Raw genomic sequence first — 13,573 nt, 5'->3', positions numbered from 1 at the left:
TCCCGGCGATCGCCGCTCGCTCTAACGTGGGCTCGCTTCGCTCGTCCACGCTCCCGCCGGAATTTTATTCGCGCGGCACCTCTCGTCTGTGTGAGCATCCGCCAGTTCGTCCGTGGGACCGTCCCGTGGGACTCCTTGGAAGCCGTCGCCCGCGAGGTCGCCGATCGCTACGACCAGGAGACGGTCCGGGTGACGTTCCTGGAGACGGACAACTGGCTGTCGACGCCCTGCGTCGTCAACGACCGCTGGTTCGTGAAGGTGGTCTCCGGGCAGAACGCGCTCGTGCACGCGCTGTTCACGGGCGCACGGAACCTCGGCGCGTTCTCCAGCGGCCGCGAGGGGTTCTTCGAGCCGTTCGACGGACCCGTGGAGATGGCTGAACACGAACTCGAAGCCACGCAGAAACTCCGCGACATCGGTGTGAACGCGCCCGAACCCGTGGAGGCTTTCGAGGTGGACGGGCTCGGCGTACTCGTCCTCGAATACCTCCCGGAGTTCCGCCCACTGGACGACCTCCCCGCCGACGCCGTCGAACGCCACGCGCCCGAGTTGTTCGGCGCGCTCGCGACGATGCACGAGAACGGCGTCGCACACGGCGACCTGCGCGGCGAGAACGTCCTCGTCTACGAGGACGACCTCTACTTCATCGACGCGACAAACGTCGCTGGCGACGGGCTGGAGGGCGCTCGCGCGTACGACCTCGCGTGTGCGCTGGCCGCGCTCGAACCGCTCGTCGGCGCGCAGACTGTCGTCGAGGTGGCGCTGGACGCCTACGACACCGGCGACGGCTCGCGAACGCGCGCGGACAACGCCGCGGCGCTGCTGGACGCCCAGGACTTCCTGAGTTTCGTCCAGATTCGACCCGACCACGCCTTCGACGCGGCGGCGCTGGCCGGCGAAATCGAGAAGGCCGCGAGTTCGCGCGGCGACGCGACGCGGTGACCCGAACCGGACGCACAAGGTGTACCTTTTTCACCGCGCCGGTCGCAGTTTTTGCCAATGACGTACCAACATTACATCCACGGCGAGTGGGTCGACGGCCACGGGACCGAGACCTTCGAGAGCGAGAACCCCGCAACCGGCGAGTCGCTCGGCGAGTTCCACCGCGGCACCGAGGCCGACGTCCGCGAGGCCACTGCGGCCGCCGACGAGGCCTTTGAGGCGTGGCGTGACCTCTCCCACATCGACCGCGCGGAGTACCTCTGGGACATCTACCACGAGCTCAAGGAACGCCACCGAGAGCTCGGCGAGGTCGTCACCAAGGAGTGCGGCAAGGAGATTAGCGAGGGGAAAGCCGACGTCACCGAGGCGTGGCACATGGTCGAGTGGGCGGCCGGCGACGCTCGGCACCCGAAAGGCGACGTTGTGCCGTCCGAGATTCCGAGCAAGGACGCCTACATGCGCCGGAAGCCCCGCGGCGTCGTGGGCTGTATCACGCCGTGGAACTTCCCGGTCGCCATTCCGTTCTGGCACATGGCGGTCTCGCTCGTCGAAGGGAACACGGCCGTCTGGAAGCCCGCCGAGCAGACACCCTGGTGCGGCCAGATTATCGCGGAGATGTTCGAGGAGTCCGGAATTCCGGACGGCGTCTTCAACATGGTGCAGGGGTTCGGCGACGCGGGCGCGGCCATCGTTGACGACGACCACGTGGACACGGTGCTGTTCACCGGCTCCGCGGAGGTCGGCCACGAAATCGCCAGCGAGGTCGCCAGCGACCCGGGGAAGCTCGCAGCCTGCGAGATGGGTGGGAAGAACGGCATCGTCATCACCGAACAAGCAGACCTCGACATCGCCGTCCACTCCGCGGTGATGTCGTCGTTCAAGACGACTGGCCAACGCTGCGTCTCCAGCGAGCGGCTCATCGTCCACGAAGACGTCTACGACGAGTTCAAGGAGCGTTTCGTCGAGGTCGCCGAGAAGGTCGCTGTCGGCGACCCGCTGGACGACTCGACGTTCATGGGGCCCGCGATCGAGGCCGAGCACATCGAGAAGATACGGAAGTACAACGACCTCGCCCGGGAGGAGGGCGTCAACGTGCTCGTCGACCGCACGGAACTCGACGACGAAGAGATTCCGGAAGGCCACGAAGACGGCCACTGGGTTGGTCCATTCGTTTACGAGGCTGACCCCGACGCCAACCTCCGCTGTACCCAGGAGGAAGTATTCGGCCCGCACGTCGCCTTACTGGAGTACTCTGGAGACATCGAGCGCGCGGTCGACATCCACAACGACACGCCCTACGGGCTCGCTGGCGCGGTCATTAGCGAGGACTACCGGCAGATCAACTACTACCGCGACCACGCCGAAGTCGGGCTGGCGTACGGTAATCTTCCGTGCATCGGCGCGGAAGTCCAACTGCCGTTCGGCGGCGTCAAGAAATCCGGCAACGGCTACCCCAGCGCCCGTGAGGTCATCGAAGCCGTCACCGAGCGCACCGCGTGGACGCTCAACAACAGCAAGGATATCGAGATGGCACAGGGACTGAGCGCGGACATCAAGACCGAAGACGGCTGACCGGCCACTTGCGACTTTTATTTACACAACTTCGACAGCTACGGCTCAGGGGTACGTGAGAGAGGAAGGCGGAAGGGGTGGCGGTTGACTTCCCGCGGACTACGGCCGTGGGCCGGGACACGGCCGCGTCGGCGGACGCGGAGCGGACGTGGACGCGAGGTTCTTGCCGGTTCGACGAGAAAAGCGTCGACTACCGGCAACACGGAGTAGCGCGTGACGACACTTAAATTCACGTATCGCGGGTATCGGCGCGTCAGTGCCGGCGGTCGTCGAGCGCGGGGAACTCCTCGCGGACGGTCGCGACGCGCTCGGGGTTGAGGTCGGCGAAGACGATGCTGGGCTGGTCGCCCGTGCTCGCGACCGGGGTGCCCCAGGGGTCGTACACCGTCGAGCGGCCGAGCAGTTCCGCCTCGTCGAATTTACCGCTGCCGTTGACGGCGGCGACGTACGCGAGGTTCTCAACGGCGCGCGCCTGCGGCAGCAGCTTCCAATGTTCGACGCGCGGGTACGGCCACGCCGACGGCACGAGCAGGAGGTCGACGCCGTCGGCGACCAGCTCGCGGTAGAGTTCCGGGAACCGGAGATCGTAGCACGTCGTGACCGCAGCCGTGAACCCGCCGATTTCGGCGGTCGGCACGCGCTCGCCGGGCGTCAGCAGTTGGGATTCCGCGGACTCGTAGCCGAAGAGGTGGTGTTTCCGGTACGCGAGCAGGCGCTCGCCGTCGCTGTTGAAGAGCACACTCGTGTTCGCGAGGCCGTCCTCGTCGGGGCCGCCCTCGGTTTCGCTCAACTCCTCGACAACGCTACCTGCGAGCAGGGCGACATCCTCCTCGACGGCCGCTTCGCGGACTGCGGAGAGGGAGGGGCCGTCCAGCGGTTCGGCCTCGCGCTGGTAGGCGTCGAACGCGAAGAAGCCGACGTTGAACAGCTCTGGCAGGCAGACAAGGTCCGTGCCCTCGCTGGCGGCCTCTCGGATGGCTTCCACGGCGCGCTCGACGTTCGCGCCCACGGCAGCGCCCTCGACGTCAATCTGGGCGAGTGCAACGCGCATCTCAGGCCTCCGCCTCCAGCGCGCTCTGGAGGCCGTCGAGTTCGTCGTCCAGATTGCGCTCGAAGAATTTCTCCACGCCCGGGACTTTGCCGTCGACGACGAACCGGTTGGTCACGCGGGAGCCGCCGTTCGCGGCTTCGACCTCGTGCTCGCCCGTAACGTCGAAAATTCGGGACTTCCCCACGAACTTCACGTACCGCGGGGGCTCCGTCTCGACGTCCCGCGTCTCGACGGGAATCGTGCTCCGGACGACCGGAATCGGGAGACGGACATGCCATGTCGTCGTGTCTCCTTCGCGCTCGTAGCTGTCCACGACGCTGATAGCGCTCGCGCGCTTCTCGGGGTCGGCGATGAACGCCCACACGTCTTCGGGCGGTACCGACACCTCGAACGTGCGCTCGACCCGAACTGTCATACGCGGCGTTGACCGCCCGCCAGCAAAAAGCCGCCGATTACGCGGGTTCGACGCGCCACGTCGTCGACTTCGAGCGACTCCACTTCTCGATGTCGACGTCCTCGGTCTTCTCCGCGAGTTCGGGGAGCCGCACACCGACCTGCTTTGAGGAGAGGCCGAGGTGGTTCGCGATGTTCTTCGAGCGGAAGTACCGCTCGCCCTTCTCGACGCTCTCGTGGAGGAACTCCAGAATCCGGCGTTCCTCGTCGGTGTATTCGTCAGTCATTACCTAGGGACTACGGTTGAAGGCGGTTTATCGCTTTTGCTACCCCCACACGTGGAGGGCGGCGACGCACAGCGCCGACAACGTGACGGCGCCGGCGAAGCCGAGTGCGGTTTGGAACTGTCCGGGCGCGACGAACGTGTACGCGGCCGCGGCGACGGCAAGCAGGCCGAACGCGAGGCCGACGCCGACGCCCATGTCCGTTTCCTGCGTGGACCCAGTCGTCATGGAAGGGCGTTACGCAGGGTGTCCCTTAACTGGTTCTACTCGGTGCGAGCACGGAGGCCAACAGGCTTTCACTGTGCAAGCACTCCGAGTCGAGCATGGACGTCCGCGCGCTGCTGTTCGGGAACACGATACGGGTCGCTATCACGGTCGTCGCCGGCCTGGGGCTGGTCGCCGGCGGCGCGTTCTTCGCCGGCTTCCTCGGCGTACCGAGCGTCGAACAGGTGGACAACCAATTCGGCGAGGTCAACGACACCTACACCGAAATCGAGACCGACCTCGTGATACACAACCCGAATCCGGTCGGCGTCCGGCTCGGCGACACCAGCGTGAATTACACGGTGGCGATGAACGACATCCGGATGGCCAGCGGGGACAAACACGGCGTCGGCATCGATACCGGGAACTCGACGGTGAACCTGACGACGCAACTCCACAACGAGCGCATCCCCGCGTGGTGGGTGAACCACGTCCGGGGCGGCGAGCAGACGAACCTCACCGTGTCCGCGACTGTTCAGCCCGGGTTCGTCGGCCAGTCAGCGTCGTTCCAGCCGGCCGCCGAGACCATCGAGACGGACTTGCTCGGCCAGTTCAACTCCAGCGAGGACCGCCCGGTGAACGCCGAGATGCCGCTCGTTGAGGTCGTCATCGAGCGAACGAACGCCTCCTGGGGTAACGTCACCGACGCGGAGACGCCCATCGACCTGGAGTTCGACGTCTACAACCCGAAGACGTCGCCGGTCATCGTCTCGAACGTCGGCTACAACATCACGATGAACGGTGTGCCGGTTGGCGCGGGCGAGACTGAGGACGGGCAGACCATCCCCGGCAAGAGTTCTCGTGTGGTGGAGACGCCGACGGTCATCGACAACGAGAACCTCGACGAGTGGTGGGTGACCCACGTCGAGAACAACCAGACGACCGAACTCCGCATCGACTTCTACGCGGAAATCGAGCTGCCGGGCTCCTCAGAGACGATTCGTGTGCCATTGGACGAACTGACGTACACGCAGACCATCGAAACCGACATGTTCGGGAATAAGGGCGACTCGGGCAGTGACGCCGGCGGCGACACGAGCAGCAACGAGACGACTACGACGAGCGACGACGGCACGACCACCGCGACGACGACCAGCGGAACCACGAACGACAGCATGACGACGGACGGGACGACCACGGACGGTGACCCGACCACCAGCAGTGACGGAACGACCACTGACGACGGCTTGCTCGCGCGCGGTTCGCAGCCAGCCTGACTGGAGTTCGTGAAACTGCCCCGCGCCGGGGATAGATTTTTACGCGCCGGGTCGCTTCGAGCACACATGAACCGGAGTACCCAGGCTCCTGGTCGCGTTCTCCGACTGTGAACAGTCCATCGCCGTCGAGCCAGACGGCGGCGATATCTGCGTCACCGTGGACGGCAAAACCATCGAACTCTCCCGCGAGCACGCCGCCGAACTCCGGGACGCCGTCGGTGACGCGCTGACGAGCCGCGAGGAATTCTTCCGCACTGCCGCCGAGCACCGCGAGGACGGCAGCTACGTCGTCGAACGCCGTGGCGCGGAGTCGACAGGCAACTCCGCGGTGTTCGACAGTTTCGCGGCGGTCCGCCGGCTGTTCGACCGGCTCCCAGAAACCTTTGGCGCGGAGAACCTCTCCGCGGCCGGTTTCACGGGGTCGCGTCGCCACATGCTCGTGCGGCACTTCGCCGAACACCCGGCGTTCCCGTGCACGCTGGCGTCACGCAACCCGCTGCGGGGTGAGAAAACGGAGACTAGCTGATGGTGGTGTGACTGGACTGCTCGTTGAGCGCGAGGTTCGCCGCAATTTCGGCGTTGCGCATCGCGTACTCGGCGGTGTGCTGGAGGCTCACGAGCACTTCCCGCACTTCGAGGATGTCCTCGTTGTCCATCTCCGGGAGGTCGTTGAGGATGTCGCCCTCGCGGTCGCCGAGTTCCGCGAACAGTTCGCGGACCTCGACGGTCGCGTCGTAGTCGCGGGTGACGACGGCTTCGACGGCCGCGGCCGTGATTTCGTCGACCTGGTCGGTGAATTCCCGGATGCGCCGCATCGTGGACTGCTCGACGTCGAGGGTGTGGCCCTCGGTTTCGAGCACGATCTCCGCGATGTCCTCGGCGTTGTCCGCGGTGAGCTCTAAGTTCTTCGCGACCGACCGGTAGCCGATGAGCGGGAAGCCGTCGTCGAGGCCGACGGCGCGCGCGAGGTTCGGGTTCTGGTAGGCGGTGAAGATGAGCCGGAGCAGCAGGACGAAAATCTTGTTCGCCTGGCGCTCGCGGTTGAGCGCGCGCTGAGCCATGTCCGGGCTTCCGTGCGCGAGCGCCTTCACGGCCTCCTCGCGCATCGTCGAGCCCGTGCTCTCCAGGCGTTCGAGGAGGTTGTCGAGGTCGAAGTCCTCGGGGTCGACCGAACACCGGATGGTGATGCGTTCGGGCGTCTCCTCGACGACGCCGAGGCCCATGAGCTGGGTCTCGGCCTTGTAGACGGCGTTGATGTGTTCGGAGTCGAGGGCGTCCTCGCTCTCGACGTGGATGATTCGGCGGCCGAGGACGTACTGGCCGACGATGGCGCGCTCGACGGCGTCGGCGTCGAAGTTCTCGGCGTGAATCGTCGCCTCGGTCTCCTCACCGTGCGCGGACTCCGGCGTGACCGTCAGCGAGCCCTTCCCGCTCTCGCGGACGGTGACCTCGTCGCCCTTCTCGACGTCCTGCTTGCGCGCCCACTCCGCGGGGAGCGTCATCGCCAGCGTAGACGGCCCCAGCCGTTGGACTTTCCGGGTTTCCATACGCCTGGAACGCACTGGAACGACCTTAGTCTTATCCCTCTAACCTTATACTTGCCTTAAGGTGTGGGCAGACGCCTGGAAATGTCCCCCTGAATTCCGGGACCCTTTTGGCTGTCCCGCCCCTGGGAGTAGTCATGGGTTTTGGTAGCTACGACGAGTCCGAGCAGGAGAACCAGAATACGGACATCGACGAAGACGGCGCAGTCAACGTCCACGAGAACGACCACGACGGCAGCGTCAACTTCGACACCGACGCCGACAGCGACGAACTCATCGACCAGCTCCAGTCGATGAAAGACGACGACTAACGCGGCTCTCTCCGGCTCTTCCTGCTTTTGCCGCGCGGCTACACAACTTTCATCATGCGTCGCTCGAAGCGACCAGTCCGGACTTTCGTCCAGCCGCGCAGCGACTCGTCGACGGCCTCGTCGCCGGTATCCACGCGCAGCACGCCCGTCTCGTCCAGTTTCCGTGGCGACGCCAGCACGCGCACCTCGCTCTGTTCGACGACCGCGGGCGAAATCTGGTGGTTGCCCCGGCCGAAGACGAACCCCTGGCCGCCGATGGGGGAGACGAAAATCACGCTCTCGTCGCCGAGCGCGTCCAGAATCTCGGCCTCGCTGCCGTCGCGGACGACGAGCTCGCCGTCCCGGTAGACGTCCACGCCCAGCGGCGAGCCGTCCACGCCGAGCGCGTCCGCCACGTCGCCGAGCGTCCCGCCGGGCCCGAGTACGTACGTCACGCCGGGTTCGACTTCCTCGGCGACCGCTTCGGCGAGCGCGTCCGTGCTCCCCGCGTGCACCTGCTTGGCGGACTGGAGGTCCTCCGCGACGGGCACCTCGACAACGCCCCGGAGGCGCGTGCGCACTTCGCCGCCGCGGTACGCTTCTTCGTCGATGTCGTTGACTTCGCGTGCCTCGGTGTCCTCGAACGTCGCGGCGACCCGGCCCGCCGCCTCCGGCCGCACCGCGAACACCGACGAGTACACCTTCACGCCCGCAGGTACGCCCAGCACAGGCACGTCGCTGTCCACCTCGTCGAGAGCGGTCGCGACGTCAGTCGCGGTGCCGTCGCCACCCACGAATAGAATCAGGTCGACGCCGCGGTCGACGAACGCGCGCACCGCGTCCTTCGTGTCCGCGGCGGTCGTCTCGTCGCTATCGGGCTCGCCGACAACCTCGGGGTCGAAGCCCGCCGCGCGCGCCTCCTCGGCACCCATCTCGCCGCCGTACGCCAAAATCTCGGTATCGGGTGCGCGCTCGCGGAGCGCTGCGAGTGCGTCGCGTGCTCGGTCGGGCGCGCGCTGCTCGGCGCCGCGCTCGCGGGCCGCCTTGACGTTCCCGTCCGTCCCCTTCAGGCCGACGCGACCCCCCATCCCGGCGATGGGGTTCACGACGACGCCGACGATTCGCATATCCTGACTAGGGTATTCGCGCCGAAAAGCCGACCGGTCGGGGCGTTCGAAAGTATCATGGTCGCAGCGTGACGTGCGTACGACGATGCCGACTCCCGACGCCGACATCGCCGACGCCCTCCGCGACAGTATTGGCGACGCACTCCGCGTCGTCGGCTTCCACGAGGGGACTGACTGGCGCATCGAATTCATGCGTGAGGACGTCCGGGAGGGCTACGGCGACGCGTCCATCGACGACATCGCCGACGACCTCGTCCTGGATGTGCTCTCGACGCCCCGCCAGGAGTCGCTGTACGAACTCGGCGACCTCCACGCGACCGCGCGGCTCTTCGAGGACGGCCTCGTCGTGCACGTGCCGACTGACGACCGCTCGGGCTACCTCGTATCGCTCGACGCCACCGGCGACGTCACCGGACGGAACGTCGTCGACGTCGTGCGCGACGCGACCGAGTGAACCAAGAATTAAGACCGGGCGGCGGGAACTACTGGCCATGAGCTTCCTGCTGGCTGCGACCGATGGTACTGCACTCCCGATAAACTCCGTCGGCTGGGCCGTGACGATACTCGGCCTCGTCCTCGCGGTCGCGTGGACTGCGTACCTCTACCGCTAGACGCGTTCGCGCAGCCACGCGGCTGCGTCGTGGACCGTCTGTTCGTTCTCGTGTTGAATCTTCACGCGCACGCCGTCGCCGGGGTAGCTCCCGACGGTGACGCCGAACTCCGCCTGTAACTCTTCTAGGGGTGTCACCAGCGAACTCTCCGGGGCGTCCACGTGGACGAACTCGACGTGGTTGCTCGTCCCGGTGAACTCGTCGGCGACGGACTCGAACATCGCCTTCATCTCGGCGGGGACGCCCGGGAACACGTACGCGTTCTCCACGACCGCGCCCGGCGCGACGCCCACCTCGTTCTCGAGGAGGCGCGCGTCCTTGGGGAGCGCCGCGGTGCCGTCCGTGAGGTCGGCGAACTGGTAACTGTCGTGGGTCTGGAAGTACGAGACCGCGTCCGCGTGCTCGACCATCTCGCGGTCGAAGGCGGCCGCGACGCCGTCCATCGTCACGTCGTCGTGGGTCGGGCCAACACCGCCCGTGACGACGACCGCGTCGTAGCGGTCCGCCAGCGACCCGACCTCGCTGGCGATGGCGTCGCGCTCGTCGGGCACCACCACGACGCGCTCGACGGTCGCGCCCCGCTCGGTGAGGCGCGCGCCTAGCCACGACGCGTTCGTGTTCTCGGTGTCGCCGACGAGGAGTTCGTCACCGACTGTGACCACCGCAACCTGCATGGCCACTCGTAGACAGTGGAGGGTGAAAAGTCACGTCCCCGCGGGCTACTGCTCGTAGTCGAGCCCGGACTGCTCGCGCTCGCGCTCCAGCCGGCGGATGCGCAGCCGGTAGTAGACGACGCCGCCGACCGCGACGACCGCCAGCACGCCGACGATGCCGCCGAAGATGTAGAGGTCGCGGTCGAGGTAGTACTCGGCGCTGACAGTGGCGCTGTCCAGGGACTCCCAGCGCAGGTGGACACGATTGTCCTCGATGGACTTCTCGTAGCCGCCCGGCGAGACGTCACCGAAGATGGGGAACGACACGCGCATCCCCGGCGGCAACACGACCTCGTGGGAGCCCTCGAAGTCGAGGGGCGCGTTCACCGAGCGCGTGCCGGCCGACCCGGTGTACGCGAACGTGCCGTTCGCCGCGGGCAGGTCGACCACCGTGCGCTGGTCGCGCGTGGAGACGTCGATGGCGTCCGCGCCGACGACGGTGCCGTTCTCGTAGCGGAACTGCACCGCCGAAATCAACACCGGGTTCCGGCCGCCGAACCCACTCGTCGAGGCGAGGCGCACGCGCTCGGTGCCGTTCACGTCGGCGACGGTCTTGTACTGTTCGCCGGTGACGTTGAGCGTGACGTCGGCGTCGCGGTCCCAGTCGTAGGTCGCGTTCTCCGCGAGTTGCTCGTCGCTGGGCGCGGGCGCGCCGCCGAGTCCGGTGCCGGCGCAGCCGGCGAGTGCGACGAGCGCGAGCAGCCCGAGCGCCACCCTGGCCCTGCTCATGGAACGACCGCGAGCAGCTCCGAGGGGAGGTACTCCCCGATGGCCGCGAGCAGGCCGGGCGGGTCCGTGCCCTCGCGGCAGACGATGCTCTGTTCGAGCAGACCGAGGCGTTCGACGGTGACGATGTCCTGGGCGTGGCCGGCGCGGTTGACCGTCGCGCGGACCTCGCCGCGGGTCGCGCTGTTGACGTTTAGCCGGCCGGTGCCGCGCGTCCACTCGTAGAGGCGGTCGCGCTCGACCTCCGCGAGTTCGGCCGGCTCGCCGTACGTGAACCGCAGCGGCACGTGCTGCACGAGTCCGAAGCGCTCGCGAATCTGGGTGGCCGTCCCCGGCCCGAGGCCGAGTTCGTCGGTGGGCACACGGACGTCCTCGCCCGAGTCGAGCACGAATCCCTCGTCGTCCCAGGATTCGAGCGTGCCGACGTACGTCTCGCCTTCTTCGAAGCCCTCGGTGATTTCGCCCCACGTCTCCGCGAGGACGTTCCGCGCGGCCACCTCGTCGGGACCCTCGAGGGTCACCGTCGGGAAGTCGTCGTGGCGGACGCCGACGTCGTACTCGACGTCGAGTTCGCCGACATCGTTCTCTACTTGCGACCGGAGGCTGTCCAGCGAGCGCTCGCGGGCGTCGCCCTCCACGTACAGTTTGGTTGCGAGGACGACCATTAGGCCCTCACTCCGAGTTCCGCGCGGAGATTCTCGATGCGCTCGTCCATCGCCTCCACGAGGTCGGTGTTCTCCATCGCTTCGACCGGTGACCCGCACTCGGGGCACTCGAAGCCGAGGTCCATCGCCTCCCCGAATTCGAAGCGAATCGAGCACACCTCACAGAGGTAGAACTCGTTCGCTAGTTCGTACTCGCGGCGGTCGACGAGCGCCTCCAGCAGGCGGTCCATCTCCTCGCGGAGGTTCTCCGGGACGTTGTCGTACTCGAACGTCCAGAGATACGTGAGCCACCCCGAGTCCTCGTCGCGGACGCGACGGTACGTCGCGAGGTCGTTCTCGTAGAGGATGAACAGCGCCCGGCGCACGTCGTTCAGTTCGAGCCCGAGCCGCTCGGCGAGCTCCTCGTCGGTCACCTCGCCGTCCGGCGGGGACACCGCCACCGGCATCCCCTTCGGCCCGACCAACTCGTGGAGGTACTTCTGAACCACGGGGTCGTCGAGTAGCTCCTCAAAAGCCATTACGTCAAAAAGGGGTCCGCGCCGGCATTAAGTCTTGTCACTCCCCCGTCTGACGGGCGCGGACCGTCAGTCCGCGGTCGCCCCAGCGGCGTCCGCGGTCTGGTCGTCGCGCCACGTGAAGTAGCTCGCGAGCGCGGGGCCGCTGACGTTGTGCCAGACGCTGAACAGCGCGGGGATGAGCGCGGCCGCCGGGTCGAACAGCGACGCCGCGAGCGCGACCGCGAGCCCGCTGTTCTGGAGGCCGACCTCGAAGGCGGTCGTTCGCACACGGTCTTCCGACATGCCGAACAGCCGGCCGACACCGTAGCCCGCGCCGAGTCCGATGCCGTTGTGGATGACGACCGCCGCCAGCACGAGCACACCCGCGGTGAGGATGTTGTCGACGTTCGCGCCGACGACACCCGCAACGATGGCGACGATGGCGACGACGCTAATCACGGGGAAGACGTCGACACCGACCTCCGCCGCCTTCGGCGAGTAGCGGTCGAGGACGTACCGAATCCCGAAGCCGAGCACGACCGGGATGATGACGATTTGGACGATGCTCGTGAACATCTCCATGAACGTCACGTCGATGGCCTCCCCGAGGATGAACAGCGTCCACGCGGGCATCACGATGGGCGCGGCGAGCGTCGTCACCGTCGTGATGGCGACCGACAGCGCGACGTCGCCGCGGCCGAGGTACGACATCACGTTCGACGCAGTACCACCGGGGGCGGCGCCGACGAGGATGAGGCCGACGCCGATGGCGTCCGGCAGGTCGAAGAGGAGGTAGAGCGCGTACGCCGCCAGCGGCATCACGAGCCACTGCGTCACCGCGCCGATGCCCACGTCGACGGGGCGCTCGACGAGACGCTTGAAGTCCGCGGGCTGGAGCGTCAACCCCATCCCGAGCATGATGATGCCCAGCAGGGGGTTGACGTAGTCCAGCACGGGGACGAACGCGTCCGGGTAGGTGAGTGCGAGGCCCGCCGCCGCAATCACCCAGACGACGAAGTACTTGCTCGCGACCTGTGCCACCCGCGAAATCCCTCCGCTAACACTCATACTCGTACGGCGACGACCCGGAAAGAGAAACCTTCGCCTACTGGCAGTATTGTGGCTTCACTCCTCGTCGACTTCCTCGACGCGCTTCCCGAGCGCCTGCGGAATCACGCGCTGCTCGGCGTTCTCGTACTCCTGGTCGAGTTCCGCGCCGTCGAAGAGGTGGTCGAGGAAGACCGCCAGCCCCGCCACCTCGGAGTGGGGCTGGTTCGTGACGCCGACGTTGAAGTCGGCTTCCTCGTACACCTCGAAGGAGACTTTCTCGCCGCCGACGACCACCAGGAGGGGTTGTCGCTGCTCGTCGTGGATGCGTCGAATCTCGCTCTCGACGTCCTGGAGGCGCTCGCCGTACATCGTGAGGTGGACGATGAAGCCGTCCCAGTCGCGGATGAACGCGTCCAGTTCGTCCGTGAGTTCGACGTCGAAGGGGCCGCCGAACCGCTCGGTGATGTCCGCGACCGTCTGCTCGGACTGCCCGGCGTTCCCGGGGAAGACGACGCGGTCCGCGCCGAGCGCGCGCGCCGTCAGGCCGACGTGCGTGGTCATCCGGTCGTCCCGGCCCGGCCGGTGGCCGTACCGGAGCACCGTGACCTCGGGGTATCCCTGCATACG

Annotated in this window: 18 protein-coding genes; 6 read left to right on the top strand and 12 right to left on the bottom strand. The window is 66.9% G+C overall.

Going from position 1 to position 13,573, the window contains the following annotated elements; genetic code table 11:
• Positions 1-90 precede the first annotated feature (90 nt).
• Together LPA44_RS05260 and LPA44_RS05255 are read left to right on the top strand one after the other, a co-directional pair.
• Positions 91-942 (top strand): RIO1 family regulatory kinase/ATPase domain-containing protein, encoded by an 852-nt coding sequence (locus LPA44_RS05260; RefSeq protein ID WP_230888544.1) that lies wholly within the window; start codon positions 91-93, stop codon positions 940-942.
• A 57-nt stretch (positions 943-999) separates the two neighbouring features.
• Positions 1,000-2,514, top strand: coding sequence for an aldehyde dehydrogenase family protein (locus LPA44_RS05255; RefSeq protein WP_230888543.1), 1,515 nt, complete (start codon positions 1,000-1,002; stop codon positions 2,512-2,514).
• A 253-nt stretch (positions 2,515-2,767) separates the two neighbouring features.
• Here the strand turns inward: LPA44_RS05255 and LPA44_RS05250 are convergent, their stop codons facing one another.
• Genes LPA44_RS05250 through LPA44_RS05235 form a run of 4 tightly spaced genes read right to left on the bottom strand, consistent with a single transcriptional unit; the run spans position 2,768 to position 4,470 of the window.
• Positions 2,768-3,565 carry a carbon-nitrogen family hydrolase gene (locus LPA44_RS05250; RefSeq protein WP_230888542.1) on the bottom strand — a complete coding sequence of 266 codons (798 nt, stop codon included), beginning with the start codon at positions 3,563-3,565 and terminating at the stop codon, positions 2,768-2,770.
• A 1-nt stretch (position 3,566) separates the two neighbouring features.
• Entirely contained in the window at positions 3,567-3,980 is a 414-nt protein-coding gene (locus LPA44_RS05245) for a CoxG family protein (protein WP_230888541.1), read from the bottom strand.
• Between the two features lie 37 nt (positions 3,981-4,017).
• Positions 4,018-4,245 carry a DUF7123 family protein gene (locus tag LPA44_RS05240; RefSeq protein ID WP_058982011.1) on the bottom strand — a complete coding sequence of 76 codons (228 nt, stop codon included), beginning with the start codon at positions 4,243-4,245 and terminating at the stop codon, positions 4,018-4,020.
• 39 nt (positions 4,246-4,284) lie between these two features.
• Entirely contained in the window at positions 4,285-4,470 is a 186-nt protein-coding gene (locus tag LPA44_RS05235; RefSeq protein ID WP_058982012.1) for a DUF7525 family protein, read from the bottom strand.
• Between the two features lie 95 nt (positions 4,471-4,565).
• On the opposite strand from LPA44_RS05235, the gene LPA44_RS05230 reads away from it, so the two are divergent.
• Both LPA44_RS05230 and LPA44_RS05225 read left to right on the top strand, forming a co-directional pair.
• Complete coding sequence (locus tag LPA44_RS05230; RefSeq protein WP_230888540.1) at positions 4,566-5,723, top strand: LEA type 2 family protein; 1,158 nt, start codon at positions 4,566-4,568, stop codon at positions 5,721-5,723.
• A gap of 118 nt (positions 5,724-5,841) precedes the next feature.
• Positions 5,842-6,249 (top strand): DUF7528 family protein, encoded by a 408-nt coding sequence (locus LPA44_RS05225; RefSeq protein ID WP_442903365.1) that lies wholly within the window; start codon positions 5,842-5,844, stop codon positions 6,247-6,249.
• Here LPA44_RS05225 and LPA44_RS05220 read toward each other — a convergent pair.
• Entirely contained in the window at positions 6,242-7,270 is a 1,029-nt protein-coding gene (locus LPA44_RS05220) for a phosphate signaling complex PhoU family protein (protein WP_230888538.1), read from the bottom strand. The two genes, LPA44_RS05225 and LPA44_RS05220, sit on opposite strands and share 8 nt — an antisense overlap.
• Before the next feature lie 134 nt (positions 7,271-7,404).
• Here LPA44_RS05220 and LPA44_RS05215 point away from each other — a divergent pair, with 134 nt between their 5' ends.
• Positions 7,405-7,578 carry a DUF5786 family protein gene (locus LPA44_RS05215; RefSeq protein ID WP_230888537.1) on the top strand — a complete coding sequence of 58 codons (174 nt, stop codon included), beginning with the start codon at positions 7,405-7,407 and terminating at the stop codon, positions 7,576-7,578.
• 38 nt (positions 7,579-7,616) lie between these two features.
• Here LPA44_RS05215 and LPA44_RS05210 read toward each other — a convergent pair whose 3' ends face one another.
• Positions 7,617-8,684, bottom strand: coding sequence for an ATP-NAD kinase family protein (locus LPA44_RS05210; RefSeq protein WP_230888536.1), 1,068 nt, complete (start codon positions 8,682-8,684; stop codon positions 7,617-7,619).
• A gap of 85 nt (positions 8,685-8,769) precedes the next feature.
• Between LPA44_RS05210 and LPA44_RS05205 the strand changes: the two genes are divergently transcribed.
• Complete coding sequence (locus tag LPA44_RS05205; RefSeq protein ID WP_230888535.1) at positions 8,770-9,138, top strand: DUF7522 family protein; 369 nt, start codon at positions 8,770-8,772, stop codon at positions 9,136-9,138.
• 153 nt (positions 9,139-9,291) lie between these two features.
• On the opposite strand, the gene LPA44_RS05200 is transcribed toward LPA44_RS05205, so the two are convergent.
• From LPA44_RS05200 to LPA44_RS05175, 6 genes are all read right to left on the bottom strand, one after another.
• Positions 9,292-9,969 (bottom strand): competence/damage-inducible protein A, encoded by a 678-nt coding sequence (locus LPA44_RS05200; protein ID WP_230888534.1) that lies wholly within the window; start codon positions 9,967-9,969, stop codon positions 9,292-9,294.
• Between the two features lie 45 nt (positions 9,970-10,014).
• A complete protein-coding gene (locus tag LPA44_RS05195; RefSeq protein ID WP_230888533.1) occupies positions 10,015-10,737 on the bottom strand; it encodes a DUF5803 family protein in 723 nt (240 codons plus the stop codon).
• Entirely contained in the window at positions 10,734-11,399 is a 666-nt protein-coding gene (locus LPA44_RS05190; protein WP_230888532.1) for a DUF2110 family protein, read from the bottom strand. The genes LPA44_RS05195 and LPA44_RS05190 overlap by 4 nt, the downstream gene beginning before the upstream one ends.
• Positions 11,399-11,917: a transcription factor gene (locus LPA44_RS05185; RefSeq protein WP_230888531.1), complete on the bottom strand. Its 519-nt coding sequence runs from the start codon at positions 11,915-11,917 to the stop codon at positions 11,399-11,401. Before LPA44_RS05185 ends, LPA44_RS05190 begins: the two co-directional genes overlap by 1 nt.
• A 66-nt stretch (positions 11,918-11,983) precedes the next feature.
• Positions 11,984-12,964, bottom strand: coding sequence for a bile acid:sodium symporter family protein (locus LPA44_RS05180; RefSeq protein WP_230888530.1), 981 nt, complete (start codon positions 12,962-12,964; stop codon positions 11,984-11,986).
• Positions 12,965-13,021: 57 nt separating this feature from the next.
• Positions 13,022-13,570, bottom strand: a complete 549-nt coding sequence (locus LPA44_RS05175) for a tRNA (cytidine(56)-2'-O)-methyltransferase (RefSeq protein WP_230888529.1) — start codon at positions 13,568-13,570, stop codon at positions 13,022-13,024.
• Positions 13,571-13,573 lie beyond the last annotated feature (3 nt).

Origin of the sequence: Halobacterium sp. KA-4, from assembly GCF_021028995.1 — an archaeon.
Classification (GTDB): domain Archaea; phylum Halobacteriota; class Halobacteria; order Halobacteriales; family Halobacteriaceae; genus Halobacterium.
This window is presented reverse-complemented; position numbering and strand designations above follow the sequence as displayed.